Annotated in this window: 24 protein-coding genes; 10 read left to right on the top strand and 14 right to left on the bottom strand. The window is 36.3% G+C overall.

From position 1 onward, the window contains the following. Window positions 1-6 precede the first annotated feature (6 nt). Window positions 7-432 (bottom strand): GNAT family N-acetyltransferase, encoded by a 426-nt coding sequence (locus tag KORDIASMS9_RS10575; protein ID WP_114905212.1) that lies wholly within the window; start codon window positions 430-432, stop codon window positions 7-9. Window positions 433-522: 90 nt separating this feature from the next. On the opposite strand from KORDIASMS9_RS10575, the gene KORDIASMS9_RS10570 reads away from it, so the two are divergent. The 4 genes from KORDIASMS9_RS10570 to KORDIASMS9_RS23225 all read left to right on the top strand — a co-directional run bounded on the left by KORDIASMS9_RS10570 (window position 523) and on the right by KORDIASMS9_RS23225 (window position 3,167). Next, window positions 523-993, top strand: coding sequence for a GNAT family N-acetyltransferase (locus tag KORDIASMS9_RS10570; RefSeq protein ID WP_114902814.1), 471 nt, complete (start codon window positions 523-525; stop codon window positions 991-993). Between the two features lie 165 nt (window positions 994-1,158). Beyond that, entirely contained in the window at window positions 1,159-2,127 is a 969-nt protein-coding gene (locus KORDIASMS9_RS10565) for a PD40 domain-containing protein (RefSeq protein WP_114902813.1), read from the top strand. Beyond that, on the top strand, window positions 2,120-2,851 hold the full coding sequence (locus KORDIASMS9_RS10560) for a M15 family metallopeptidase (RefSeq protein ID WP_114902812.1): 732 nt from the start codon (window positions 2,120-2,122) through the stop codon (window positions 2,849-2,851). Before KORDIASMS9_RS10565 ends, KORDIASMS9_RS10560 begins: the two co-directional genes overlap by 8 nt. A 148-nt stretch (window positions 2,852-2,999) precedes the next feature. Beyond that, window positions 3,000-3,167, top strand: a complete 168-nt coding sequence (locus KORDIASMS9_RS23225; protein WP_162819877.1) for a hypothetical protein — start codon at window positions 3,000-3,002, stop codon at window positions 3,165-3,167. Window positions 3,168-3,239: 72 nt separating this feature from the next. Here KORDIASMS9_RS23225 and KORDIASMS9_RS10555 read toward each other — a convergent pair whose 3' ends face one another. Then, window positions 3,240-3,635, bottom strand: coding sequence for an ankyrin repeat domain-containing protein (locus tag KORDIASMS9_RS10555; RefSeq protein ID WP_114902811.1), 396 nt, complete (start codon window positions 3,633-3,635; stop codon window positions 3,240-3,242). Between the two features lie 344 nt (window positions 3,636-3,979). Between KORDIASMS9_RS10555 and gpmI the strand changes: the two genes are divergently transcribed. The 5 genes from gpmI to KORDIASMS9_RS10530 are packed head-to-tail and all read left to right on the top strand — an operon-like array spanning window position 3,980 to window position 8,119. Next, window positions 3,980-5,497 carry a 2,3-bisphosphoglycerate-independent phosphoglycerate mutase gene (gpmI, locus tag KORDIASMS9_RS10550; RefSeq protein ID WP_114902810.1) on the top strand — a complete coding sequence of 506 codons (1,518 nt, stop codon included), beginning with the start codon at window positions 3,980-3,982 and terminating at the stop codon, window positions 5,495-5,497. Then, window positions 5,497-6,078, top strand: coding sequence for a thioredoxin family protein (locus tag KORDIASMS9_RS10545; protein WP_114902809.1), 582 nt, complete (start codon window positions 5,497-5,499; stop codon window positions 6,076-6,078). Before gpmI ends, KORDIASMS9_RS10545 begins: the two co-directional genes overlap by 1 nt. A gap of 45 nt (window positions 6,079-6,123) precedes the next feature. After that, window positions 6,124-6,534, top strand: coding sequence for a BT0820 family HAD-type phosphatase (locus KORDIASMS9_RS10540; RefSeq protein WP_114902808.1), 411 nt, complete (start codon window positions 6,124-6,126; stop codon window positions 6,532-6,534). Further along, window positions 6,531-7,337, top strand: coding sequence for a type I methionyl aminopeptidase (gene map / locus KORDIASMS9_RS10535; RefSeq protein ID WP_114902807.1), 807 nt, complete (start codon window positions 6,531-6,533; stop codon window positions 7,335-7,337). Before KORDIASMS9_RS10540 ends, map begins: the two co-directional genes overlap by 4 nt. Window positions 7,338-7,351: 14 nt before the next feature. Then, window positions 7,352-8,119: a class I SAM-dependent methyltransferase gene (locus tag KORDIASMS9_RS10530; RefSeq protein WP_114902806.1), complete on the top strand. Its 768-nt coding sequence runs from the start codon at window positions 7,352-7,354 to the stop codon at window positions 8,117-8,119. Window positions 8,120-8,302: 183 nt separating this feature from the next. Here KORDIASMS9_RS10530 and ppk2 (KORDIASMS9_RS10525) read toward each other — a convergent pair whose 3' ends face one another. Both ppk2 (KORDIASMS9_RS10525) and ppk2 (KORDIASMS9_RS10520) read right to left on the bottom strand, forming a co-directional pair. Then, entirely contained in the window at window positions 8,303-9,064 is a 762-nt protein-coding gene (ppk2, locus tag KORDIASMS9_RS10525) for a polyphosphate kinase 2 (RefSeq protein WP_114902805.1), read from the bottom strand. A gap of 19 nt (window positions 9,065-9,083) precedes the next feature. Then, complete coding sequence (gene ppk2 / locus KORDIASMS9_RS10520; protein WP_114902804.1) at window positions 9,084-9,932, bottom strand: polyphosphate kinase 2; 849 nt, start codon at window positions 9,930-9,932, stop codon at window positions 9,084-9,086. Between the two features lie 208 nt (window positions 9,933-10,140). Here ppk2 (KORDIASMS9_RS10520) and KORDIASMS9_RS10515 point away from each other — a divergent pair, with 208 nt between their 5' ends. Beyond that, a complete protein-coding gene (locus tag KORDIASMS9_RS10515) occupies window positions 10,141-10,539 on the top strand; it encodes a cyclic nucleotide-binding/CBS domain-containing protein (protein WP_114902803.1) in 399 nt (132 codons plus the stop codon). A 7-nt stretch (window positions 10,540-10,546) separates the two neighbouring features. Here the strand turns inward: KORDIASMS9_RS10515 and KORDIASMS9_RS10510 are convergent, their stop codons facing one another. The 10 genes from KORDIASMS9_RS10510 to nqrF all read right to left on the bottom strand — a co-directional run bounded on the left by KORDIASMS9_RS10510 (window position 10,547) and on the right by nqrF (window position 26,832). Further along, complete coding sequence (locus KORDIASMS9_RS10510; RefSeq protein ID WP_114902802.1) at window positions 10,547-10,867, bottom strand: hypothetical protein; 321 nt, start codon at window positions 10,865-10,867, stop codon at window positions 10,547-10,549. Between the two features lie 454 nt (window positions 10,868-11,321). Beyond that, the gene (locus tag KORDIASMS9_RS10505) at window positions 11,322-15,815 is read right to left on the bottom strand and encodes a choice-of-anchor Q domain-containing protein (protein ID WP_114902801.1); all 4,494 of its coding nucleotides are present in this window, start codon (window positions 15,813-15,815) and stop codon (window positions 11,322-11,324) included. A gap of 171 nt (window positions 15,816-15,986) precedes the next feature. Then, complete coding sequence (locus KORDIASMS9_RS10500) at window positions 15,987-16,739, bottom strand: LytTR family DNA-binding domain-containing protein (protein WP_114902800.1); 753 nt, start codon at window positions 16,737-16,739, stop codon at window positions 15,987-15,989. Then, on the bottom strand, window positions 16,736-19,678 hold the full coding sequence (locus tag KORDIASMS9_RS10495; RefSeq protein ID WP_162819876.1) for a histidine kinase: 2,943 nt from the start codon (window positions 19,676-19,678) through the stop codon (window positions 16,736-16,738). Before KORDIASMS9_RS10495 ends, KORDIASMS9_RS10500 begins: the two co-directional genes overlap by 4 nt. 159 nt (window positions 19,679-19,837) lie before the next feature. Then, window positions 19,838-20,098 carry a hypothetical protein gene (locus KORDIASMS9_RS23220; RefSeq protein WP_162819875.1) on the bottom strand — a complete coding sequence of 87 codons (261 nt, stop codon included), beginning with the start codon at window positions 20,096-20,098 and terminating at the stop codon, window positions 19,838-19,840. A gap of 182 nt (window positions 20,099-20,280) precedes the next feature. Then, window positions 20,281-20,523: a hypothetical protein gene (locus KORDIASMS9_RS10485; RefSeq protein ID WP_114902797.1), complete on the bottom strand. Its 243-nt coding sequence runs from the start codon at window positions 20,521-20,523 to the stop codon at window positions 20,281-20,283. 468 nt (window positions 20,524-20,991) lie between these two features. Beyond that, a complete protein-coding gene (locus KORDIASMS9_RS10480; protein WP_240321173.1) occupies window positions 20,992-22,023 on the bottom strand; it encodes an FAD:protein FMN transferase in 1,032 nt (343 codons plus the stop codon). A 7-nt stretch (window positions 22,024-22,030) separates the two neighbouring features. Next, window positions 22,031-22,393 carry a Na(+)-translocating NADH-quinone reductase subunit F gene (locus tag KORDIASMS9_RS10475; RefSeq protein WP_240321172.1) on the bottom strand — a complete coding sequence of 121 codons (363 nt, stop codon included), beginning with the start codon at window positions 22,391-22,393 and terminating at the stop codon, window positions 22,031-22,033. Window positions 22,394-22,608: 215 nt separating this feature from the next. After that, window positions 22,609-25,377 carry a prolyl oligopeptidase family serine peptidase gene (locus tag KORDIASMS9_RS10470; RefSeq protein ID WP_114902795.1) on the bottom strand — a complete coding sequence of 923 codons (2,769 nt, stop codon included), beginning with the start codon at window positions 25,375-25,377 and terminating at the stop codon, window positions 22,609-22,611. A 144-nt stretch (window positions 25,378-25,521) separates the two neighbouring features. Then, entirely contained in the window at window positions 25,522-26,832 is a 1,311-nt protein-coding gene (gene nqrF / locus KORDIASMS9_RS10465; protein ID WP_114905210.1) for an NADH:ubiquinone reductase (Na(+)-transporting) subunit F, read from the bottom strand. Window positions 26,833-26,836: the final 4 nt, after the last annotated feature.

Genomic DNA, 26,836 nt, shown 5'->3' with positions numbered 1-26,836 from the left:
GTTTTTTTAGATTTTTTTCAAAAAATGGTAACCTCGCGCCACAAATCCCTGATTATAATAGAACTTATGTGATGGGAAGTTTTCTACATAGGTGTTCAATTCAATAGCAGTGACACCTTTTTGTTTCCCATAGGCTTCAATCCATTGAAAAAGATCGGCACCAATACCTTTGCTCCGATACGCTTCTTCAATATATACATGATCGGGCTCAAAGCTTTTTCCACAATAATGACGCGTCATATACCACAATCCAAAACAACCAATGAGTTGATCGTGATCGTAAATAGCGAATGCTTCATAATTTTGTGACAACATTTCGTCAAAACGTTCCGTGAGCAAATCCATCGGAACTTTTTGTGCATTCATACGATCTAAATAGGGTAAAATTTGATGCGCTTCTTCTCTATGTAGCTGCTTGAAATTAATCTCCATAGGATATTTTTTGTGTAAAATTAATTTATTTCTATAAAACTCAACTCCCAAATTAGTGATACTTTTGAAGAATCGTACAATTTTTTGACTATGAAAAGTTCTCATTTTAGTATTAAAGAAATTACGGCAACGATTGCTTTTAACGTACGTCATCCTGTATTACGCGAAGGAAAACCGATAGAATCTTGCCATTTTTCAGGTGATGACTTGCCAACTACATTTCATTTAGGATATTATATTGATCAACAGTTGGTAGGCGTAGTTACCTTGATGAAAAATAATCATGCAGCACTACAAATTGACACTGCTTTTCAATTGCGTGGCATGGCGGTTTTGTCCAACTTTCAAAAACGTGGCATTGGTGATGCATTGGTAAAAAAAGCTGAAACAATGATTCTCGCTCGTGGCGGAACACTTATTTGGATGAACGCTCGCGAAATCGCAGTTCAGTTTTACGAAAAACTTGGCTATGAAAAGTTTGCCAAACCTTTCAATATTCCGAAAATTGGCTTGCATTTTGTCATGAAAAAATCCTTATCGAAGTCAACTACTTCTGGGTAAGCCTAAGAAGTATTCAGCCGAAACAACTAAAAAAACATTTCGACGCAAGTGCTGGAGCATTTTAAATCTCGATTATCGAGTAAAGATTAACTACTTTTTAACGTTACTAAAAAGGTAAAAAGAGTACTTTTTCACAATCAATCCTCCATCAAAACAATTTCCCTCATGAAAAAAATGATCTTTTTTCTAGTGTTGGCTAGCACACAATTAATCGCACAAAAACAAGCTTCCATTCCTTTTGAAAAAAATATAGCGACACCGAAAGTTTTTATAGACTTACCTGAATTTAAAAATATCAATGTGCGCGATATGGCAATTTCACCAAATTATGACGAAATTTTCTTCACATTAGATGCGCCAAAAAACACTTTTAGAACCATTCTAACGTCTAAAAAAGTGAATGGACAGTGGACGGAATTTACGATTGCTGCTTTTTCTGGAAAGTATCATGATATTGAACCTGCATTTTCTCCTGATGGGAAACAGCTCTTTTTTGCATCCAAACGTCCTATTGGAGATGAAACCGTTCCTAAGAAAGATTACGATTTGTGGGTTGTGAATAAAGAAAACGGAACCTGGAAAAATCCAACGCGATTGCCAGAAACTATCAACACGGATAAAAACGAATATTATCCTTCCATTGCGAATAACGGCACTATTTATTTTACTGCGGAACGCGCTGATGCGAAAGGAAAAGAAGATATTTATAAAAGTGCTTTTACCAACGGAAACTATCAAACACCTCTGAGTTTAGGTACTGGCGTTAACACAAAAACCTACGAATACAATGCGTACGTAAGTCCAGATGAATCCTTCATTATTTTTGGCTCTTATGGCAGAAAAGGCAGTTTAGGTCGTGGAGATTTGTATCTAAGTTTTCGCGAAAACGGAACATGGAAAGAAGCGGTTCATTTAGGGAAACTTATCAATTCTGATCAAATAGATTACTGTCCGTTTGTAACGTTTGATCGGCAATATTTTTTCTTTACGAGTGAAAAAACTACCATTCAATCTTCATACAAAAATATGTCACTTGAAAAATTAAAAGAAGTTATGAATACTGGCAGCAATGGGACATCAAAAATTTACTATCTTTCGTTTGATAAATTATTAAAATCACTTTCTCTTGAATAGAAAAGACTTCACAAAGTTACTCGGATTGGGCGCTGTTGCCTTACACAGTTTCCCAAGCATGGCATTCAATCATCAAAAAATAGATCCGTTAGAATTGATTGGCAAAGGAAATCCCACAGTTTTTGGCAACGGTTTTTCCATCCGAAAAGAAGCGTATGATGCTTTTGTGAAAATGCGCGCTGCGGCTGCCAAAGAAGGAATTGACATTCATGTTGTATCAAGTTACCGAAATTATGCACACCAAAACCGAATTTGGGAACGCAAATACAAACGCTTTACCAAACAAGGTTTATCGCCTATAAATGCCATAAAAAAAATCATTACGTATTCTACCATTCCAGGAACTTCGCGACATCATTGGGGAACGGATATTGACATTATTGATAAAAATAGCAGCTATAGCGGTGATGTGTTGGTGCCGAAAAAGTTTCACGGCGATGGCCCATTTTGCAAACTTCGCGAATGGTTAGAACAACATGCAAATACCTACGATTTTCATATCGTATACACTGATGATGCGCATCGAAAAGGTTTCAAATATGAACCTTGGCATTACAGTTATGCGCCACTTTCCATTCCAATGTTAAAGGAATATCAAAAACTAGACATCAAAGCGATGCTGCAAGCAGAAAAACTGATGGGAAGTGAGCATTTTAACGAAACATTTATCAACTCATATATCAAAGAAAACATTCTCGATATCAATCCTGAACTTTTATCGTAGCTTTTATACTTTTAAAAAAGAAAACCATTCACACTGAGCGGAATCGAAGTGAATGCTTCAACATTACCACAAACGACGGTAAAACAGTAATTGTGCTTTGACTTTTCTCTGTATCTTTCTATTCTATTAACTTTATAAGGAAACAATCATGAAAAAAAAGAAAAGTTCTTTACAATTACACAAAAAGCAAGTAAGTATTTTGAATAAAACTGTGGTAACTGGTGGAATTCCAGGATTCACAAATCAGTGTCCGGCAGAAACTATTAATGTTACAAGATGTTACGGTAACAATCAATGTCAAAAATGGCCACGATAATACAAAAACTCCATAAAAAAAGCCGTTTCACTTACGAAACGGCTTTACTTTTAGGTGTAACTAATTCAGTATTTATTTTGAAGCGTTCTCTAAAACTTTTTTAGCGCCTAATGCTTTTGAAATTTTTGCATAATCGATTGCTTTGCGTCCGTCTTTGTCTTTAACATCTACTTCCGCACCATTTTGTAGCAACAAATTGATAATTTCTACTCTATTGTAACGAGCTGCATACATTAACGGTGTTTTTCCGTTAGATACTTTGTTTACATTTTCGCCAAATTCAATCATTTTTTTAACGGTGTCAAAGTCACCTTTTGCAATGGCAATACAGAAAGAATTTACTTTTGTAATGCTTGTCGCTGTCACTTTGTAATTTGTTGTTGTGGATTCGTTGTTTGTTTCAGTTGCGTTAGCCGTAGTGAATGATGCTCCTACTATAAGAGCGATCATAAAGATTGTTTTTCTCATAATGTTGTTGTTTTATTAATTGATGAATTCGTGATTTTTAATTTTTAATCACATCTAAGAGACGACAGCCAACAAAAAATGTTGCAACAACATTTCAATTATAACACTTTCTTAACCATTCACTATTAAATATGTTAAAGCACTCTTAAAAGTTGGAAAATGATTAAGATTTTGTACTGATATTTTTAAGAATTCCTTAATAATATAAGTTTGACGCTTTTACAGAAAAAACAGTCTTTTACTGTGAATTTGATAAACCTTTATAAAAAAAGAACCTTTTTTGAATTTGCATTGTGTAATAAAGGCAAATAGACTTATTTTTATTTTTTTAAAATTTATCTCGCATGAATAAGAAAGTCATATTAATGATTTTAGATGGATGGGGAAAATCGCCAGATCCGAAAGTTTCTGCCATTGCCAATGCCAATGTTCCCTTTATCAATAGTTTGTATACAACCTATCCAAACGCCAATTTGTTAACAGACGGAATGAATGTCGGTTTGCCCGAAGGACAGATGGGAAATAGTGAAGTTGGACACATGAATTTAGGTGCAGGACGCATTGTGTATCAAGATTTGGCAAAGATTAACTTGGCAATTCAGAACGATACACTCAAAGACGAAATTGTACTAAAAGATGCCTTGCAACACGCAAAAGACCACAACAAAGCGGTTCACTTTTTAGGATTGGTTTCTGATGGTGGTGTGCATTCGCATATCAATCATTTGGAAGGTTTGGTGAATTTAGCTAGCAGTTATGATTTGCAAAATGTATTTGTACATGCGTTTACCGATGGTAGAGATGTGGATCCGAAATCGGGGAAAGACTTTATTGCACGAACAGAAACATTCTGCCGCAAGGCAAACGCCAAAATTGCCACTATTACTGGTCGTTATTATGCGATGGACAGAGATAAACGCTGGGAACGTGTGCAATTAGCCTACAACGCATTGGTTCACGGAGAAGGAAAACTGAGTTCAAATGCTACACAAAGTATTCAAGAGAGTTACGATGCGGATGTGACGGATGAATTCATCCAACCGATTGTCATGACTGACGAAAATAATCAACCCATTGCAAAGATTCAAGCAGATGACGTCGTGATCTTTTTTAACTTTAGAACCGATCGTGGGCGTGAATTGACAGAAGTATTATCGCAACAAGCGTTTCCTGAGTTTGACATGAAGCCACTTCCACTCTATTATGTAACCTTGACCAATTACGACGCTTCGTACAAGAACGTGCATGTCGTATTCAATAAAGAAAATATAAAAGATACACTTGGAGAAGTCTTGGCGAAACATGGAAAGCAACAAATTCGTATTGCAGAAACAGAAAAATATCCGCATGTAACGTTCTTTTTCAACGGTGGACAAGAAACGCCTTTTGAAGGTGAAGAACGTTTATTATGTCCGTCACCAAAAGTAGCAACATACGATTTACAACCAGAAATGAGCGCGTATGATATTCGCGATAAAATTATTCCAGAACTCGAAAAAGAAGTGGCAGATTTTGTGTGCTTAAACTTTGCCAATCCAGACATGGTAGGACATACAGGAGATTTTGCCGCAGCAGTAAAAGCCTGTGAAGTGGTGGACGAATGTGCCAAAGCCATTATTGAAACGGCGCAAAAACACGGTTATAGCACAATAGTTATTGCCGATCATGGAAATTGCGATACCATGATCAATCCGGATGGAAGTCCAAACACCGCGCACACGACGAATCCTGTACCAATTATTTTGGTAGACGAAGACATCAAACAGATAAAAGACGGAGTTTTGGGCGATATTGCACCAACAATCTTAGAAATGATCGGATTACCGCAACCTGAATTAATGACACAAAAATCACTAATCTGATGAAAAAAACACTCTATATTATTATTGCATTGGCATTTTTTGCGTGTAAAGACGAAAAAAAGACGAATTCAACAGAAAAAACGGACGAAAAAAAAGAAGTCACAATCACCAAAGAAGTGATTGATGAAGAGGAAGAAGAACTACCGATCATTACAGGTGTGCAAACACGGAAAGTCATTGCTGCTGAACCGTATGACAGTTGGTTTGCGCCCACGTATGCAACTTATTCGGTAGATATGGAAACGGCAGAAAAAGTGCAACCGTTGTTGGCAGATGTAAATGTGAAAATATTTATGGGAACTTGGTGTGAAGACAGTCAACGCGAAGTCCCACAGTTTTACAAAATTTTAGATTTGATAAGCATTCCCGAAAACGACGTAGAATTGATCACGGTTGATGAAGATAAAGTCACACCTGAACATTTAGAAGATGGTTTTGACATTACCAACGTGCCCACGTTTATCTTTTATAAAGACGGAAAAGAACTCAACCGAATTGTGGAATCGCCCGTAACTTCTTTGGAAAAAGATATGCTCAGTATTTTATCTGGAGAAGACTACAAACATACGTATGCAGAGTAATCCCCGAATTCTTTGTAGCTTTGCAGTTACAAAATAGGAAGTGGAATGATTGTGAAAGAAAGCTTACTAATTGCTGTAGATTTTGATGGTACTATTGTAGACGATGCGTATCCTAAAATTGGGGCTCCGAAAATCTTTGCTTTTGAAACATTGAAAAGACTGGAACACGATGGACATCGCTTGATTTTATGGACGTACAGAAGCGGACGAAAGTTGGAGGAAGCTGTAAAATTTTGCAAAGAAAATGGCATCGACTTTTACGCCGTAAATAACAGTTATCCAGAAGAAGTTTTTGAAGGAAAAATAAGTCGAAAAATCAACGCAGACTATTTTATTGACGATAGAAATATTGGCGGATTTATAGGTTGGGGAAAAGTATATCAACTCCTTACCAACGAATTGCCAAACGAAAATTTAAAAAAGAAAAAAGGATTGTTTTCCTTTCTAAAGAAATGATCAAACCGAAAACACGAGAAGAAATTGAATTGATGCGCGAGAGTGCGTTAGTTGTTTCCAAAACTTTGGGAATGTTAGCCAGCGAAATTAAACCTGGCGTTACCTCTTTACATTTAGATACCTTGGCGGAAGCATTTATTCGCGATCATGATGCTATTCCTGGCTTTTTAGGCTTGTACAATTTTCCAAATACACTTTGCATGAGTCCAAACGCACAAGTAGTACACGGAATTCCGAACAATACACCATTGCAAGAAGGCGATATTATCTCTATTGATTGCGGCGCAATTAAGAATGAGTTTTACGGCGATCATGCGTATACGTTTCCTGTGGGAGAAATTGATCCTGAGACAGAAAAGTTGTTGAAAGTAACGAAAGAATCCTTGTATGTTGGAATTCGCGAGTTTAAAGCAGGCAATCGTGTAGGCGATGTTGGTTTTGCGATTCAAAAATATTGTGAAGCACACGGTTATGGCGTAGTTCGCGAATTGGTAGGCCACGGATTGGGGCGAAAAATGCACGAAGATCCTAACATGCCAAATTACGGACGTCGCGGACGCGGAAAGAAGTTTGTAGAAGGCATGGTGGTCGCTATTGAACCGATGATTAATATGGGTGTTAAAGAAATTAAGTTTTTGCGTGATGGTTGGACAGTTTTGACGAAAGATGGTAAACCAAGTGCACATTTTGAACACGATGTAGCTTTAGTAAACGGAAAACCAGAGTTATTGTCTACGTTTAAATATATCTATGATGCTTTAGGCATTGAAAGTGACGAAGAAGACGAATTTAGACAAGCATAGTAGACTTTTTACAAGTGAAAAAACTCTTTAAATATATATTGAATACGATTCCAAGACCGCTTTTAATTAAGATGAGTTATTGGATTCGTCCAATTATTGCATTTACTTTGAAGGGAAAAAATTACACAGATCCGATTGATGGTCAACGTTTTCGATCGTTTTTGTCGTACGGATATGCAGTGAATCGAGAAAATGCCTTGTCGCCCAGTACCTTTTCACTAGAACGCCATCGGTTGTTGTGGTTGTATTTACAGCGTGAAACCGATTTCTTTACCAAACCTCAAAAAGTATTGCATTTTGCGCCTGAGCAAGCATTTTACAAGCGTTTTCGCCATCAGGAAAATTTAGAGTATACGACGACAGATTTGTTTTCGCCCTTGGCAGATGTGAAAGCTGATATTTGCGATTTGCCTTTTGAAGACGATTCGTTTGACACGATTTTGTGCAATCATGTATTGGAACATATTCCTGACGATACGAAAGCGATGCAAGAGCTGCATCGTGTGTTGAGACCTGGCGGAATGGCGATTTTACAAATTCCACAAGATTTAGAGCGCGACATTACTTTTGAAGACGATTCGGTTACGGATAAAAAGGAACGCACCAAAATCTTTGGTCAGTATGATCATGTGCGCGTGTACGGACTCGATTATTTTGATAAACTCCGAAGTGTTGGATTTACGGTAAAAGAAGAAGATTATACAGCACATTTCACACCTGAAGAACTGGAAGAATATTGCTTGATGGAAGGGGAAATTATTCCAGTTTGTTTTAAGAGTTAGTATTGAGATTTATCAATCCGTAATGATTTCTATTTTTGGTGATTTGATATGAATGATATCCTTTGAGCGTCCTTGTTTGATGATGTCATCATCTTTTTCCAAACCATTTACGATTGTTTCTTTTCCTGTTATTTTAACTTTTTTTCCGTTGAGCTTTTTAAAGCCTTAGTAGTAAACTTTATTTTAATACGGAATTGTTGCTAAGATATGTTCAATGGCTTGTAACCGAGCCGGTGATTTTTTGTTGGCATCAATGATTGTCCAAGGTGCATGTTTCGTATTTGTAACTTCAAACATTTTCTCTTTATACAATGTATATTCATCCCACAACGCTTGGGCTTTTTCATCAACAGGAGACATTTTCCAACGCTTTAAAGGACTCGCTTTTATTTCTCTGAAACGTTTTGCTTGTTCTTTTTTTGAGATGGAGAAATAGAATTTAATGAGATAGGTATCAGATTGAATGAGCATTTTCTCAAAACTATTGACTTGCGTCATGAAAATTTCATATTCTTTTTCCGTACAAAAGTTATTTACAGGCTCCACGACGGCTCTATTGTACCAACTTCTATCAAAGAATACGATTTCTCCTGGCTTGGGCAACTCATTAATATAGCGTTGAAAAAACCATTGTTTTCTTTCGTCGCTAGTCGGAATGTTGAGCGCAACTATTTTAAAGTGTCTAGGGTTTATATATTCTGTAATTCGTCGTATGGCACCACCTTTTCCCGCAGCATCTCTACCTTCAAATAGAATGACTACCTTTTTATTTTCTCTTATCACCCAATTTTGAAGTTTTATTAATTCTTCTTGTTGACTTTTTAGGTGATTGATATATTTTACTTCTTCTAAAACTTTAGGAATGTTTACTTTTTTGTTTTTCAAAAGTGTATGCAATCCAATTTTAGAATTCAGAAGCATTATTTCTTCCTCCGTTAATTTCATCTTGTGTGTTGTTTTGGTTTTACATATCTATTTGAATGGCACTTCTGTGATATCTCATAATCACATTTGGATCAGGCAGCAGCGACACTTTTGATTCTCCTTTTCCATCATAGTCAAACTGTGATAGCACATACCGCATGCTTTCTAGTCTTGCCTGCTTTTTGTCATTCGTTTTCACAATAATCCAAGGACTAAAATTTGTATGGGTTTTGCTAAACATCTGTTCTTTATAGTACGTATATTTTTCCCAAAGTTCTTGTCCTTTGACATCTACGGGACTGAATTTCCATTTTTTCAACGGATTACTTAATCGCGCATCAAACCTCTTTTTTTGTTCTTCTTTAGAAATAGAAAACCAAAATTTGATGATTATTAAATTATCTTCATAGAGTAAATGTTCAAATTCAGGAACTTGTACAATAAATTTATTGTATTCGTCTTTGGTACAAAAATCCATTACAGGTTCTACAACTGCTCGGTTATACCAGCTTCTATCAAAAAATACAATTTCTCCAGGGTTTGGCAACACTTTTATATATCGCCTAAAGTACCATTGTCCTTTCTCAACCTCCGTTGGTTTCGTCAATGCTACAACTCTTGATGTTCTTGGGTTTAAGTGCTCTTTAAATCGTTTTATTGATCCGCCTTTTCCCGCAGCATCTCTCCCTTCAAATAGTACAACAACTCTCATTTTTTTCTTTGCTATCCATTTTTGAAGATTCACAAATTCAGCTTGTAACATGACTAACTCGGCTTCATATTTTAACTTGTTCAAGGTTTTGGAAATTGAAATGTCATGTTCTTTTGCCAGACTAATAAGATCATTTCTTGTTTTTGCTTTTTTGAAATGTTCAGATGTAAAGTTCATTTTCTTAAGTTGTTTTGTGAATGCGCATCTATTTTTTGATAGTACAATTTCTAAAAATTCTGATATTCATAATATGATTTTTATCATATCCCGAATGAACCTATATTCATATTTTTGATAATAGTCAAAGCGTTGAAAGCTACTGTTTATATATTATCATACCAATTTAACTATAAAATTGGTATCACTAACCTAAAAAACACTCGTTATGCGAATACAAGTAAAAGATTTTATGTCGTCTCCAGTTACTACTGCGACAGAAGAAAGTAGTGTTCAAGAAATTAGAACTCTTATGAAAGAGAACGGAATTCATGCAATTCCAATTATTTCGTATTCCGAAGATTCAGCTCAAGTTGAAATGATTATTAGAGGCATTGTCACTGCCACAGATATTAATAAAGAAGTGCATGACAATACAACGGTGAAAGATATAATGACCTACACAAGCGTTCATGTTGTTCATATAGATTCTAGCGCTCAATCGGCCGCTAAAATGATGCTTAGACATAAGGTACATCATATAATTGCCATGCATGAAGGGAAAATAAAAGGCATGATTAGTTCGTTGGATTTTGTAAAATTAGTTGCAGAATATTCGTTGGAATAACAACGGTTTAATCCACCATTTTGGAAAGTTTGATGGTTTCGCCACACATATCACTTGTGATTTTGAAGATGACGTCGCCTTTTTTTCCTTTACTTGCCCAATGCACCGTTTTGCCAATTTTACAAGAAATGCTTGTTTTGCCTCCTTTGTTTAAGGAAACATAGCCACTTCCTGTGTAGATAGAAACTTTACTTTTTGTATCGTTGATGAGTTTAAAACTACTTCCGTAGATTTCTTCGGTAGTTTCTTCTGCGGTTGTAGTCGTTTCTGAGATTGATGAGAATGAAAGTACCGAAAGTAAACTAATGATAATGATTGTTAGTTTCATAAAAGCTTCTATTTTTTGTTTCGGTAGTAAATATATAACAGATCTGAAGCGAAAACTTGAGGCATTTTCCGAAATGCAGTTCTGAGTTTCTGAAATGTTTATTTGAATGAACGATCGAATTGAAGCCGTTTTTCAATCCGATCGTGTTTTGGCTATTCATCAAACGGTTTGATCGTATGTTTAAAACGTTCGATTAATTACTATGACCTAAAACTACTACTTGTGTTCACAGAAATAACGAGTGAGTTTCTGAAAGTTAGTTTTGAACTGCTAAAAACAAAAAAAATCCTACAAGCATGAAAACTTGCAGGATTTGCGCAATAATGTAAACTATAAGTTATTGCCTGGTAAAACGTTTGGTAATCTGTGTCCTTTCTACGGAAGTGTTATTCCATTCCCACAGAGAATATCACCTTATTGTTTTTATACTGAATGTAATCATTCGTGTTTCGTTTTATGGTAATTGCTCTAGAATTTGGTAGGTACTAAAGTTTAAGAAATTCCCTGGATGCGCCAATACATTTTGTAAAATGAAAGGTGTATCTGGTGTTGTTCCAGTGTATTGTGTGCTACCATCCATATTTATATCATGTACATTGTAGCCTGCTAAAGCGTATGTTGGAAAATTAAGGAAGTTCCCTGGATCATTTAATACTTCTGATAGAATACTAGGCGCATCTGGTGTAGTCCCTGAATATTGTACGATGTTATCACCATTTACATTTCCTGCCCACATAGCTACAACACCACTTGGCATTCCGAACGTAGTTTGCGCATTGCTTCCAAAAGTGATTTGATTGTTGGCATCTGTAAAATCTACCACGGTGGCAACTCCACTTAAACTTATTGTATTGTTTGTCATAACACCTAAATGATTTCTGTGTTTTAGTACGATGTAATAGTTGCCCGCAGTTTGATTAAAGACTAGTGCCGAAATTCCATCAACTCCAACTATATCGCCATCACTTTGTAGCAATGCTGATTGCGATGCTATGATTGTTGTATTTGTGGTTGCATCTCTTAATTCTACCCAAATCCAATCTACAATAGCATCATTGCCTGTTACTGTAAAAACCGCAGCATCACAAGTGGCTCCATCGGTGTATGGAGATGTTGTTGGCAAGTGGCTTCCTGATCTTAAATTGTCATTCATCATACTCGTACTTGCACCTAACATTGCACCTTGCAAAAATACTCTTAGAGCTACCGATAGTGAAGCCGCAAATTCATACGCGCCAATGTCTACCGTTGTTCCTTCTATACGATTGTTGTTTGCTACATCTGTAGTACCAATTACATTGGCGTTGTTTCCTGCGTTGATTGCTGGTGAGCCTGCTGCTAAGGAATAATCTGCATTGGCATCATCTACAAACATAGGGTTTGCACTTGTAATATTGGTTCCTGATAAACCTGTTGTACTCTCAGCAATAACATTGTTAACCGTTAATGAAGTTACAGCTATTGTATGTCCGTTCGTAATGGCGCGCGTAACGACATTACTTGTGCCTCTGTTTCCGTAGAATATAGAGTTGGACATCGTCAAAGAATGTGTTCCGCCATTGATAGAACGACTGGCACTGAATGTTCCTCTGTTTGTGGATGCGCGTGTTCCAATGTCTGTATTGTCTGCAAATGTACAGTTGGTTACAGTTGATGTTAGTGAACTACTTGTTCCGTTGGCGCGCAACCAAGCTGAACTTCCTGTAAATCCTTGACTCGTTCCTGAATCTCTTGTGACATTGTTATAGAATACACTGTTGGCTAGTGTAACTGTATAACTATCATTGTTACCATTGATGGTATATAATCCTGCGGCATACGTACCCAAGTTGTCATTGAATATACTGTTGGTTACCGTTAGTATTTCTCCATTAGCACAACGCGCAAATATTGCAGAACCACCAAGGGCTACATTTTCTCGAAGTTTACTGTTTGTAATGACTAAATTATTAACACCAGTGTCTTTGTAAATTCCTGCGCCAAGACGATCATCTCCTGAAGTTGCCGTTGCTTGTCCACCAGAAATTACGAGTCCGTCAATAGTAACATTTTGTCCTGTTACCTCAACAACATGATATAAGTTTTCATTACGTCCGCCTCCATTGAATGTTAGTACAGTATCATCATCATTCAAGTCTCCCGAAAGGATCGTTTCATTCGTACTGAAATCACGTTCTAAAAGTTGTGTTTCCGTTCCGTTGAATCCTCCGTAAATCGTTAGATTGTCATTTGTGATGTTGAATGAGTTTAAACGACTTGTTCCTGCGGGTTTGTACGTTCCTGCTGCAACCCACAATACATCTTCATTACTTGCAACTGACAAAGCTGTTTCTAGCGAAGTGTATGCGTTTGTCCAATTGCTTCCGTTATTTGCTCCTGTAGCATTTACGTTTACGAAGATTGGCACTTTGAATCCTACCGTGTGTAACTCAAACGTACTTGGACTTCCTGAACAGTCTGCTCGTAAATACACGTCGTAAAACCCTGCACTTAATCCTGTAAGTAACTGCGTGTTTCCTGAGATTCCATTGATGGCAGTTCCGTTCCCTATTGGCATTCCACTCACCACATATACAAGATCAAATGTATCATTAGCATCAAACGGATGATTCCAAGTTAGTGTCGCTTCTGTTGCAATAGTTGGACTTGGCGTAAGTGTTACATTGAAAAATTCGCCACAGCTTGCATTAAATTCATACGCTCCCATATCTACAGTAGTGTCAAAAATACGTTGATTTCCATCAATATCTTCGGTGATATCTACAGGTAAATAAGTGTTATTCCCTGCGTTAATTGCTGGCGAAGCGAGTTGTAATGTAAAATCGGTTGCACTTGTAAATAAAGGATCGAGATTGATGCCGCCTTCTTGTCCACCTTCTACAATAGAGTTGTTGACACCTGGAAATGGTGCTGTGTTAAAATCAAGTGGCGTAGTACTTCCGTTTCCGTAAATGATTGAGTTATTGATGTTCGATAATTCTGGTGCGCCCGTAGTTGTGATTACTTGTCCGCTTTGCGCTGAATTGTTTGTGAATGTTGAATTGATGATGTCTAACTGTACTACACTTGCAACACCATTTAAACGTGCAATCCATATACACGAACTTGTATTTCGTGAAACAGGCGTTGTATTGTCTGTGAATAGACAGTTTACAATTTTACCTGAAATGGTTCCTCCATTTAATCCGTAATATTGCACTACAGATCCTAGACTTCCATAATTGGAGCGTATTTTAGAGTTTGTAAAGTCTATATTGTAACTTACAGAAACACCTGAGTTTTGCACGTAGGTTCCGAAAACAGCTCCGTTTTGCCCTGAGTTATTTTCTAAAATACAGTTGTTAAATATAGCTTCTGCCCTGTCTAAATTGTTTGCCAACGCCACATATACAGCTCCGCCAGTTCCGTTGTTGATTCGGTTTGCTACTGGTCCTGTAAATGTTCCGCCTCCTGAGGCATTTCCGTCTGCAATGGTAATTCCGTCAATGAGTACATCTGTCATGTCTTCTCTTAGCGATACTACATGATATAAGTTATCAGCACGTGTACTTTCGGTCACCGTAATTGTTCCGTTGTCATTTCCAAGTGCATCTCCACTAAGTTTTGCAATGTTTATAGCTGGATTTCGTTGCGACAGCATTGTTTCTGTTCCGATAAATCCGCCATATATTTTTACGAGTGTTGGAATGGTAAATGTTGCTGTTCTCGGATCTGCATTTGCGGTGGTTGGTGTGTACGTTCCGTCTGCAATCCATATAGTACGTTCTGTTCCTGTAGTAATTCCTGTGAGTGCATCCGTTAAGTCTGTGTACGCATTTGCCCAACTAGAACCATCATTAGCACCTGTTGCATCAATGTCTACATAGATTCTTTCTTGAACTGCCGTCGTTGTGATGGAAGCGACAGTTGACCAACCCGATAACACTCCATTACACGTACTTCGCACATAGATGTCATACGCCGTTGTCGGTTGCAACCCTGAAAGCGTATACGGACTTGCACCTACATTGGAAACAATTGTTCCCGTACTTGGATCGCCGCCAGGTGTTGTGTATGAAACATCCCAAGCGGTTTGATCGGGTATTGCGGTCCAAGACAAATCAACTGTACTCGATTGTATGTTTGTTGCGGTAAGTTGTGTTGGAATACAGCTATCCGCATCATTGAGAAGCTGGTTTACTTCTGACAGATTTAGTGTTCTGTTGTACCAACGAATGTCATCAATAGCATCTCCGTATACACGATCGGCAATTAGGTTCCCATTTTTGTTGTTTCCTATAGTTACACGTTCATTCGGAAATAGTATGGCGTATATTTGTCCTGCTTGTGCAGGTGGCGTACTTGTTCTTGTTAATGTATTGTCTAAAACGCCATCAATGTATAAGTTGTATTGATAGAAGATGTTTCCGCCTGAAGCGCCAGTATCTATGGTGAGTGTGATGTGATGCCAGTTATTATCTCCAACAGAAGCATTGCTTCGAAAACCATGTGTTCCTGTAAAGAAAGTCGTTTCGGAAACTTGCATGAAGTTATATCCATATTGATAGTTTGCTGTCAAATCAATTTTCCCTTCATCTAAGGTTAGAAAAAAACCTGTTTCCGTACCTGTTGGAATTCTTGCTACACGTTCGTGATAATCAATGATGGCACGATCAAAAGTATCGTTTGTATTTGTTTTGATCCAAAAGCTAACCGAAACTCTAAAACCAGAAGCGAGTTGTGGTGTAAATAGAAATGAGTTGTTGAGTGCTAGTGCATTTACAGGCGCGCCATTACGATCGGCTACTGTGGTTATGGTTCCACCAGATTGCGTTAAATTATCAGAACCCACAGTAGTGTTGTAACTTCCATTTGTAAAGAGGTATTCATGCGTAAGTCCGCTAATAGGAACTTGCGCATGCGAAATACTAAACACAAAGAGAAATAGGGAAAATACTTTTGTCTTCATTAGGTATATAGTTTATAGTTTACAAAGGCAAAAGTATCTCGCTACTTGTATATATGTTATTTCATCTTCTGAAAGTGCTTTTTGAACTGCTAAACGTTTTTTAGTATTTTTTGAGAATGGTTTTTCGCGGATTTATCGAGCGTTTGTCGGTGTTTTTTCTTTCAAAATAAATTATCCTATGTTTTGAACAATGGCTAGAAATTCTTCTTTTTTGTCTTTAGAGATCGAAACTGTTTCGTTGTTGTCCATCACAATGTAACCGCCATCTTTTTTGATGTATTCTTTGATGTATTTGAGATTGATAAGATACGAACGATGTGGTTTGTAGAAGGCTTTTATGTTTTCGAGTAAAGATACAAAGTGTTTGAGTGGTTTGCTGACTAAGATTTCCGATTCGTTGATTGTGGTAATTTTTGTGTACATGCCGTCTGCTTCTAGCAAGATGATTTCGTTGAAGTTTACAAATTTGAAACCATCCGAAAACGGCAATCCGATTTTATTGAAATTGGACGAAGCCAGACTTTTTTTGAGTTCTTCTAGCTTGTGATTTATTTGTGATTTCCCAATGTGTTTGAGTGCTTTTTCCACCGCTTCTTGTATTTGTGTAGCGCGCACTGGTTTTAGCAAGTAATCAATAGCAGAAAGTTGAAATGCTTTGATGGCATATTCGCTATACGCCGTTGTAAAGATGATTTCGAAGTTGAGCGTTTCTTTGTCAAGAAAGTTCATAATTTCCAACCCAGAGTGTTCTGGCATTTCTATGTCGAGAAATACAATTTGTGGTTGTTCTTTTTTGATGAGTTCCACACCCGAAAGCAAGTCTTCTGCTTCAAATATTTCTGTGATTTTAGGACAGTTTTCATCTATTAAAACATGCAGTAAGCTTCTTGCTTTTCGTTCGTCATCTATGATTATTACTTTCATCGCTTGCTTTTTATTTTTGTGATTGGAATTGTGATGATCACCTTTGTTCCTTTTGGTTGTTGTGTTGTTTGATCGTGTAAATCTTCAATGGAAACGCCTATTTGCTTTTCTTTTCCGTAATTGAGTAAGTCCAAGCGATCTTGTGTGGCTTGTGTTCCAAACGATTTGTGCATTTTGTCTTTTTTCAACTTGATTGCCAATGCTTTTTCGCGTCCAACGCCATTGTCTTCAATAACACAGGTAATGGTGTCGTTTTTGTGAGATGCTTCAAGCGTAACACGTAATTCTCTGTTGTCTTTTTTGTGTAATAAACCGTGTTTTAGTGCATTTTCAACATACGGCTGAATGAGCATTGTAGGAATCGAAATCGCTTCTGGATCTACTTCTTTGTCTATTTGAATGGTATAGTTGAGTTTGTCTTCAAAGCGTAATTCTTCCAATTCTAAATACATTTCCAAGCAATCAATTTCATCTTGCAAAGAAATGACACCTTTGTTACTATGATTGAGATAGGTACGAATTAAATCGGCAAATTTCCCCAAGTAATCACTAGCTAGGTTTTTTTTGTTGAGAATGATGTATTCTTGAATCGAATTCAACGCATTGAAGATAAAATGCGGATTCATTTGTGAGCGTAAGTTTTCTAGTTTTAGAAATACCAATTCGCGCTCTTGCTCCAATTTTTCGAGTTCTTTGTTTTTTTGTTTTTCGCGCTTTTTTAGAAGGTTTCTGTAGTAAATAATGACAAGAAATAAACTTGCAAGCACCGCACTTAATACAAACAAAGGGCGTTTCCAAAATGGGCTTTTGATGGCTATGTTGATGGAAGCCACTTCCGATTCGCCTGCCAAAGAGCTAGACGTCGCTTTTACTTGAAACGTGTAGTTTCCGACAGGCAAACTGTTGTATTTGACAAAGTCGATTCCTTCGTCAACAGGAATCCAATCGTCATTAAAGCCCAGCAATCTACTTTTGTAACGAATGTGTTCTTTAGATCGAAAACCGTTTGAATTGAAGCTTAGTTTTACAGCATTTTGAGAATGTGGCAATTCATACATTTCTTGCAGTAAGGTGTCTTTTTCATTAATTTGAATGCCTGTAAAGTAAATTTCGGGTTTGGCTCTTCTGTTGAATACCGTTTTGCGATCAATTGAAAATATCCCTTTGTTGGTTGCGAAGACCACATTGTTTTTAAAAGGAATAATTCCACTGATTAGATAGGTGCTAATTCCATCACTTTTTGTCAACGTTTTAAGTGTTTTCGTTTCAATGTCTAATAATTGAATTCCTTTGTTCGTAACGATCCAAAGTTCATTTTTGTAGCCTTTTATTTTTTGTGTAAAGTTAGAAACCAAGCCGTTTTTAGTAGTGTAACTTGCAATGATGCTATCATTTTTAATTCCGTATATACCATCTTTAAAGGTAGAAACCCAAATAATTCCGTTGTCGGTTCTTGTAATTCCCGTAGCGTTGATTCCTTTTCCTTGGTAACGAATTTTTTTTCCGTTGAACTCGGAGTCGTACTTCATTAAATCGTCTACATACGAAACATAACTATTTTTACTACTACTGTCATAAAAACCTAAATACGCGCGTAACTTTCCTATACGCAATACTTCTTTATCGTCTTTTACTTTCATTGCGCCACGATAATTGGTAAAGAAGTATGTATTGGCATCTAAGTACGAAATGGTACGACTGTTTACAAACACAACACTATTTTTAGATGTTTTTGTTTGTAAGTTATAAATGGTAGCACTGTTTTGTTGACTTATGTATAACAACTGTTGTTTCTTATCGAAAGATGCAGCCGTTACTGCGGTATTGCCTTGTAACGGAATTTTATCAATCGTATTGGTTTTCATATTGTAAAACCCAGCTTTTCCATCGGATGTTCCGTAAAAAAACACATCCTCATTTATTTTTTCTATACATTTAAAATCCTCTATTCCATTGGGAAAGTCGTACGTATAGTTGTGGATATTTGGAATGACAAAAACACCATTCCGCAAAGTAGTAACCCAGTAATTTTTACTTTTATCTACATGTATTTTGGAGGCATATTGGTTTTTGAAATACCTATTTTTATAACGAATGCTACCATCAGTTTGTACTTCATACAACCAAAGTCCGCTGTAGGTGCAAAAAAACATGATATCTTCATAAAAGCTGATAGATACAATATGACTTTTTTGCAATTCTTCTTCTAGTATCACTTTGTCATATTGCCCAGAGTTTATATCAAATATGTACAGGTTTGATTGTTTACTACTATCTGTAAAGTTCAAATACATACGTCCTTTATAGCCAGAAATGGTTGTTTTTCCGACAACTCTATTTGCCAAATCATCTTCAATTATTTCCGAAGTAATTTTGTTGAGTACGTTTAATTCCAAATCTAACAGTAAGATACTATTGTTAGCAGTTACGTATATTTTATCTTCAAATTGGTAAGGATTTCCAAGGGATCTACTGGTTAGATTGACACTTTTTTCAATTTTTTTCGTTTCTAATGAAATTTTATAAACGTCTTGAACGGTAAATACAATCAAATATTTTTTTGTGACAAGAAAACTCCCAAGTTGCCATCTTATTTTTTTTCCTAAGTCTATAAACGTAACAAGTTTATCATTTTCTACATAGAAGAATTGTCCCGTTATATTACAGCACCAAACACGTCCTAAGTGATCTTCTTTTGGTTCAAAAACTGATAGTCCTCTTTTTTCTTTGTTTGTAAATAGTTTGAATTGATTTCCGTCGTATCTGTAAAATCCTCTATCGGCGGCAAGCCACATAAAACCTTGACTGTCTTCCATCATATTGTAGAATTCAATATCGGGCAGATCGTCTTTTTCTGAGAATTGTGTGTAGATAGGATGTTGCCCATATACGCTACAAAAAACGAGTAATGCGAAAAGATGGATTAGGTTTTTTATCAAGGTTTTTTATTATAACTACCAAAACTACCATTTTTTCTAACTGATTTCCACTTTTTTTGCTGAAAGTCCTTTTTGGGTTTCTAAACTGTATTTTTTTATAAAAAAACGATCATCAGCGCTTGCCAATGATCGTTTCTGTTTTTAGTATTGTTGCTATTTTTAACAGATTCCATTCACAGGACACGACTCTGAGATGAAAGGGCAGTCAAAATTTGTTCGCGGCGGACAGCCATTTGTTTGGCATCCGTTTGTTTGCGGGCAGCCATTTGTGAAGTTACATCCTGCCGTATACGCGCAATCTGTATTGACAAAAATCAAGCAGGAATTTGTGGCTCCACCCATTACATTTTGCGATTCTAAACTAGAAACAACATTCTTGTTTAAGTTTAATCCGTTGTGTTTTAGATTCTTTTTTTTCATGATATTTTAAATTTATGGTTCACTTTTAAAATTACAAAACTTGAAAAGATTTTATTGCTCATACAACCACACTAAGTTTACACTAAAACCCTATTTAACATGTAGCTCACAAATTTTTTTATTAAAAAAACGATCCCTGACAGTATCAAGGATCGTTTTGTAAATTGATGTTCTTTTTGTTTTTAACAGATTCCGTTGGGCTGACAAGATATTGTAGGAATACATAATTCTGTTGGTGGACAAGTGTCTGTGAACGGACAACCTAAGGCTGTTTGACATGTTCCCGTAAGTGCGCCACAATTTGTATCTGCGTCTGCAAAATTTGAAAGTCCAAATGTTCCTCCTTTTAATTCTTTGGTAGAAAAGTTAGAGATTACATTTTTGTTTAAACTAAGTCCGTTGTGTTTTAAGTTCTTTTTTTTCATGATATGTGTTTTAATAATGCACTAAAGTTACTTTCTATTTTAGTGATTGCTATCATAAAAACCACACCATTAGTAGTTAAAAACCTTAATTAACACCAATTTACATTTAAAATGGTGTTTTGGATACGAAGTTGCTTTGGCTGTATAGGATGCTGTGAAGGGTTTGTATAGCCGTAGCTACGGAAAGTATTCGCAAAGAACTAAACTGCCAAATGAACGAGTTTATAAACATCATTTTATGTGTAAATTGGTGTAACATGAGTTTAAGAAACTTACAAAAAATATCAGTCGCACATGATCAGTAGATACCGATCGTAGCTTAGGATAATACTATAGAAATATGTATTTTAATTGAATTGCGACTGAACTCAATTTTACAAATTTTAAATTTTCAGTACTTTATATTAAACTTCACGATTTTCTACGTCGAACTCCGTGAATGAGGAGATGCTTATTTTGGTGAAAAAATTAAAACTTCGTAGTGATTACGTTTTGAAAACCATTTGTCGTATATTTTTGAACGTTTCCATATTGATCTTTACTTACAATGTAAGCATCAACTCCTTGTAACTCGCTGAGCAATTTTTTTGTTTTTTCATACGGCATTACCATAAACGCAGTCGCGTACGCATCCGCTGTTATACAATTATCAGCAATTACAAAAACACTCAATACATTGTTTTTCATTGGGTAGCCGGTTTTTGCATTTAGAATGTGTACATAATGATCACCCGTTTCTGGATCAACTCTGTATTTTCGGTAGTTTCCAGAAGTTGCCATTGCTTTGTTTTCAAGCGTAATGTATTCTGTGTATTGACGCTCGCTGGATTCCTGCACGGGACTATCAATAGCTACTGCCCATTTTTTTACTTGTTTGATATTTTTCCCTTTCGTTAAGATTTCTCCACCAACTTCAATGATATAGTTTTTGATGCCTTTTTCATCAAACATTTTACCAATAAGATCAATTGCATAGCCTTTTCCCAAAGCATTGAAATCAAAAGTTAACGACGGATTGTCTTTATATACTTTTCCTTCTTTAGAAATCCGTACTTTATCAAATCCTGTAAAAGCCATAATGCTGTCTACTTGTTGTTTTGTGAGGTTGTTGATTGGTTTTTCAGGACCAAATCCCCAAGCATTGACCAAAGCACCTACACTTGGATCGAAAAAGCCATCTGTTTTTTCATAGACTTCTCTTGAGAAATCATACACTTCACGAAAATGTTTATCAATAACTACACTGTTATCACCTCTATTAATTCTGGAGATATCAGATGTTGGAATGTATGCAGACATCGATGTGTTTACTTCGTGAAAAATATTTTCAATATCTTGTTGATACTCTTCTTTTTCGTCGTGAATTTCGTATTGAATGTTATACGTGTTACCAAGTGCAAATCCTTGGTTTTTATGCATCATCAAGTCTTTGGGTTTTTCAGCGCAAGAAGTAGTTAGAAAAGCTATACATAAGTATAGGGGAAATGTAATTGCTTTCATTTGTGTTTTATAGTATTTGTATTAAACCATCATAATCGAGTACGTATGGTTGGTCTTTTACTACTTCTTCTAATGGATTATCGGCGTTTCCGAGTCCAACACCTGCAAAGTAGAGTTCAGCTTCAAATTTTTCTACATGCTGTTTGAAAGTTTCCATCCAAATGGCATCATATTCTTTTGGATCTTCTGGATAGCTAACTGCTTTGACCAGCACAAACTTTTTTTTATTGTTAGCATCAATACACACAAATTGTGGATGCTTGTTGAGTTTGCTGTTGACTGCCAAGAATTCAAATCCTTTTTCTTCTAACTCTTTTCCTACGATATTCATCGCGAGATTATGCAATTGTTGTTTCGTTAACTTTTCCATAGTTTCGAAGTAATCGACCAACACAACCACGAAAATATACGGTTCTGGATGGCTGCAATTTTTATTTTCCTTTTTGTGTTGAATTTCGATAAAGTGTATGATTTTATCTATCAACTAAATATCTTGTAAAGATACTTTATTTTCGGTTGATTTTGCTGAACTCATTTTTCAACCATAAAAAAAGGATCGCTTTTACAGCAATCCTTTTTTATATTTTATTGTTTGTCAAGCTCATACCCAAAGTTGATGCCTTTTTCAGCTCTTGGAACACCTTTGGTCATCCACGTGGGCGCAGGTGCATCTTTTAGGTAATGATCAAAAAATTGCATCATTCTGATAGAAAGATCTTGCTTGTTTTTCATTTTACGCAAGTTGTGTGCTTCGTTGTTGTATACAAGTAACCACGCAGGTTTTTTTAGGCGTCGCATTCCCATGAAGAGTTCTATTCCTTGATAATACGGAACCGCTCCGTCATTGTCGTTATGCATGATGAGCAGTGGAGTTTCCACATTTGGCAAGTGAAATAATGGCGAATTTTTCACATATAAATCAAATCCGTCCCACAGGTTTTTACCAATGCGACTTTGTGTTTTTTCATATTGAAACATTCTGCTGTAGCCACTTCCCCAACGAATTCCACCATAGGCTGATGTCATATTACTAACAGGTGCGCCTGCCATTGCAGCTTTGTATTTGTTGGTTTTGGTCACTAAGTAGGCAACTTGATATCCGCCCCAACTTTGTCCTTGTATTGCCATGCGACTGCTATCAATATATCCTTTCTTTTCCATCGCTTCGGTACCAGAAACAATACAATTGTAGGCGTCATCACCTGGCTGACCTGTTTTGTATACAATGTCTGGCACAAATACAATATAATCATTGCTTACCAAATACGGATAGTTTACCGTAGAAGCACTTGGTTTTGGCGAATAATAATAATTCAAGTTATCGGCGTTTCTTTCATAGAAATATACCATTAATGGGTATTTTTTATTCGGATCAAAATCTTCTGGCTTGTAAATGATTCCTTCGAGTTTGGTTCCGTCATAGGCTTTCCAAGAAGTCAATTCGGAAGTTCCCCATTTAAAATCTTTTTGCTGTAGATTTAGTGCTGTGATTTTTGTGTGTGATCTAAAATTATCTGTCGTTACAGATACATCTGGATATTTTGCAAACGTTTGCTTTGTAAATGTGAATACATCCGCTTTTTCAGCTTTTTGATAGCTAGAAATTAGGTGTGTATCTGATGGAATTCGTTCTATTAATTTTCCATCATCTAGCAAATATATACCGCTTGTTTTATTTTCTTCGTTGAATCCAGAAAGCAATAGTTTTCCATCTATATATGAAGCAAATAGCCAGTTTTTTCGGTTTAATTTTTTAGTTCTATACACCGTCTTTTTTCGTCTTCCTTTTCTGGTGATATTTTTGGGTTTTGCTGATCCGTCAAGTGCTACTTTCCAAATATCATATCGATCATATAAGAGTAGATTTCCTTCTTTGTCAAAACCTCCATTACCGTATGCTCTTGCAGATGCAGGAATATCATTTCGTTCATTTTCAAACGCTACTTTTAGGTTTTGAGTTAAGTTGCGCATTTGCAATGTTTCCAAATCAACAGAAATCCAATCGTAAGTATTTCTGTCAAAATAGAATCCATGTTTTCCATCGGGCGCCATATTTATAGAGGAAGTTATTCTTTTTGAAAGCAGTCGTTTCTTCCCTGTTTCTATATCAATTACATAATAATCACGCTCCGTAGGTGACTTCCATGTTTCCGTTGCATACGGAGTATAATCGACTCCTATCACATATTTTTTTTGGTACTTACCAAATAGTGTGATATTGTCAATAACATCATCTTGAAGTTTTACATACCGTTCTTTTTCTACATTGTAACTATACAGTCGCGTATCTTCTTTGTATGTGCTGCTATTTGCCTTTTGTCGTGGCTGTGTTATCTCGTCATTCCAACTCCATACATCTACTTCAGGAATTTCGTCGTCTAAAAGTGTCGTATCTTTTTTGTGTAAGCTTTTTACTTTAGAATAAAAATACAGTCGCTTACTATTCTCAGAAAAGAAAGGTTGCTTAGTACCACTTAGGGTTTCATTTTTTCCTAAATATGCATCTTCGTTATCTAATAATAATTTCAATGTATCATTTTTGTACGCATACAATTTGAAAGTTGAAGAATCTGTCTTTGTAGAATCACTGTCTGCAATGAATGTGAGTTGATTGCCAAGCTTGTTTGCACTTAGTTTTTTGTAATCATACCATGAACTATCAATCACTTTGCTGGTTTTTGTAGCAGTATTGTATGCGTGTATAGCTTTGGCTTTCTTTTTACGTTTTTTATGTTTGGTGGTGTAGTAAAATGTATTTCCATTTCTAGGAACCGTTACATCTTTGATGTCAAAAATAGTATCTTGCTGTTTTGTTTTTATATCGTATACAAGCGCGTAATTGTTTTTCCAAGCGGGCAAACTGTCTCCTTTGATGGAATCTTTTTTGTTTTTGAATTTTTCTACAACAAAGTAATTACTATTTCTCAACGGAAGTGTATACGATTTTACACGTGTAATGGAATCATAGATGGCATTGTTGGCAACATCGTAAATGTAAAGCACCTCTTTTTGTTGATCTTTCTCTTTAACTTTATCTTTCTTCTCTATACGTTTGGTTGCGTATTTTACCTTTTTTTGAAAGATAACAAACTTTTCATCTTCTGTTATGGCGCTCTCATCACCGTTGAAATAACGTGCTTTATTTTTAGTTTGATTGTTGTAAATTTCCAAATAGCCGTCACCTCTTCGCGTGTTCTTTTTAATTGTTGAAACAATTATTTTTCCTTGTACGGAAATTTGAGTATTTGTAATAATTTCCCACAAATCATAATCGTCGTGAGTAATGGCTTTTTTTTGTGCAATTGTACTTCCAAAGGAGAAAAGAAATACTAGTAATAGTAGTGTACGCGTCATTTTAGTGTTGTAATATTAGTTCTTAAAGATACACAGATTATTCTTTAGTTATATCCCTTTTTTCGATGAAACGTAGATATGAAGGTATAAAAAAAGGATCGCTGTTGTTGCGATCCTTTTTTTGTGTTTGTTTGTGGACGATTTTTATCCTCCAAAGTCATCAAATCGGATGTTTTCGTCTGGAATTCCGAAGTCTTCTCCCATTTTTTGAACGGCTTGGTTCATTAATGGTGGCCCACAGAAGTATAATTCGATGTCTTCTGGCTCTTCATGATGATTTAAGTAGTTATCAATTACACAGTTGTGAATGAAACCTACAAAACCATCTCCTGCTTCGTCATTGATATCTGTTTTCACTTTCCAGTTGTCTTCTTCTAATGGTTCAGAAAGTGCCATGTAGAATTTAAAGTTTGGAAAGTCTCTTTCTAATTCTCTAAAGTGTTCTATGTAGAATAACTCGCGCTTGGAACGACCTCCATACCAATACGTTACTTTTCTTCCAGTTTTAATCGTTTTGAATAAGTGGTATAAGTGTGAACGCATTGGCGCCATTCCTGCTCCACCACCAACGTATAACATTTCTGATTCTGATTCGTTAATGAAGAATTCCCCGTAAGGGCCAGAAATAGTTACTTTGTCTCCTGGTTTTTGTGCAAAGATGTACGACGATGCTACTCCCGGATTTACATTCATCCATTGGTTTTTAGCTCTGTCCCATGGCGGTGTTGCAATACGCACATTCAACATGATTTCGCGTCCTTCTGCTGGGAAAGAAGCCATTGAATACGCACGTTCTACTACCTCATTGTTTTTCATCACTAACGGCCATAATCCAAATTTGTCCCACTCTGCCTGAAATTTGTCTGGCGTTTCGTGTTCTTCTGGATGCGCCGTAATGTCAATATCTTCGTATTTTATCTCACATGGAGGAATTTCAATTTGAATATATCCACCAGCTTTGTATCCCATATCTTCTGGAATTTCAACAACAAATTCCTTAATGAATGATGCTACGTTGTAGTTACGAACTACGGTTGCTTCCCACTTTTTAATTCCAAATACTTCTTCTGGAATTGTAATGTTCATGTCTTGCTTTACTTTTACTTGACAAGCGAGACGTGCGCCGTGTTTTAGTTCTTTTCTTGTAAAGTGTGGCACTTCTGTTGGCAATGCTTCTCCTCCACCTTCTAATACGTGGCATTCGCACTGAATACAAGTTCCACCTCCACCACAAGCAGATGGTAAAAATATTTTTTCGCCTCCTAACGTAGTTAAAAGTGTACTTCCTGAAGCAACTTCTATTTCGCGCTCACCATTGATCGTAATTTTTACGGGTCCTGATGGTGATAGTTTTTGTTTTACATATAACAATAGTGCAACGAGTACTAATGTGATTAGTAAAAAGGCACTAACTGTTGCTACGATTGTTCCTGTTGTACTTGCTTGTAATATCATCATA

This window comes from Kordia sp. SMS9 (assembly GCF_003352465.1).
GTDB lineage: Bacteria > Bacteroidota > Bacteroidia > Flavobacteriales > Flavobacteriaceae > Kordia.
This window is presented reverse-complemented; position numbering and strand designations above follow the sequence as displayed.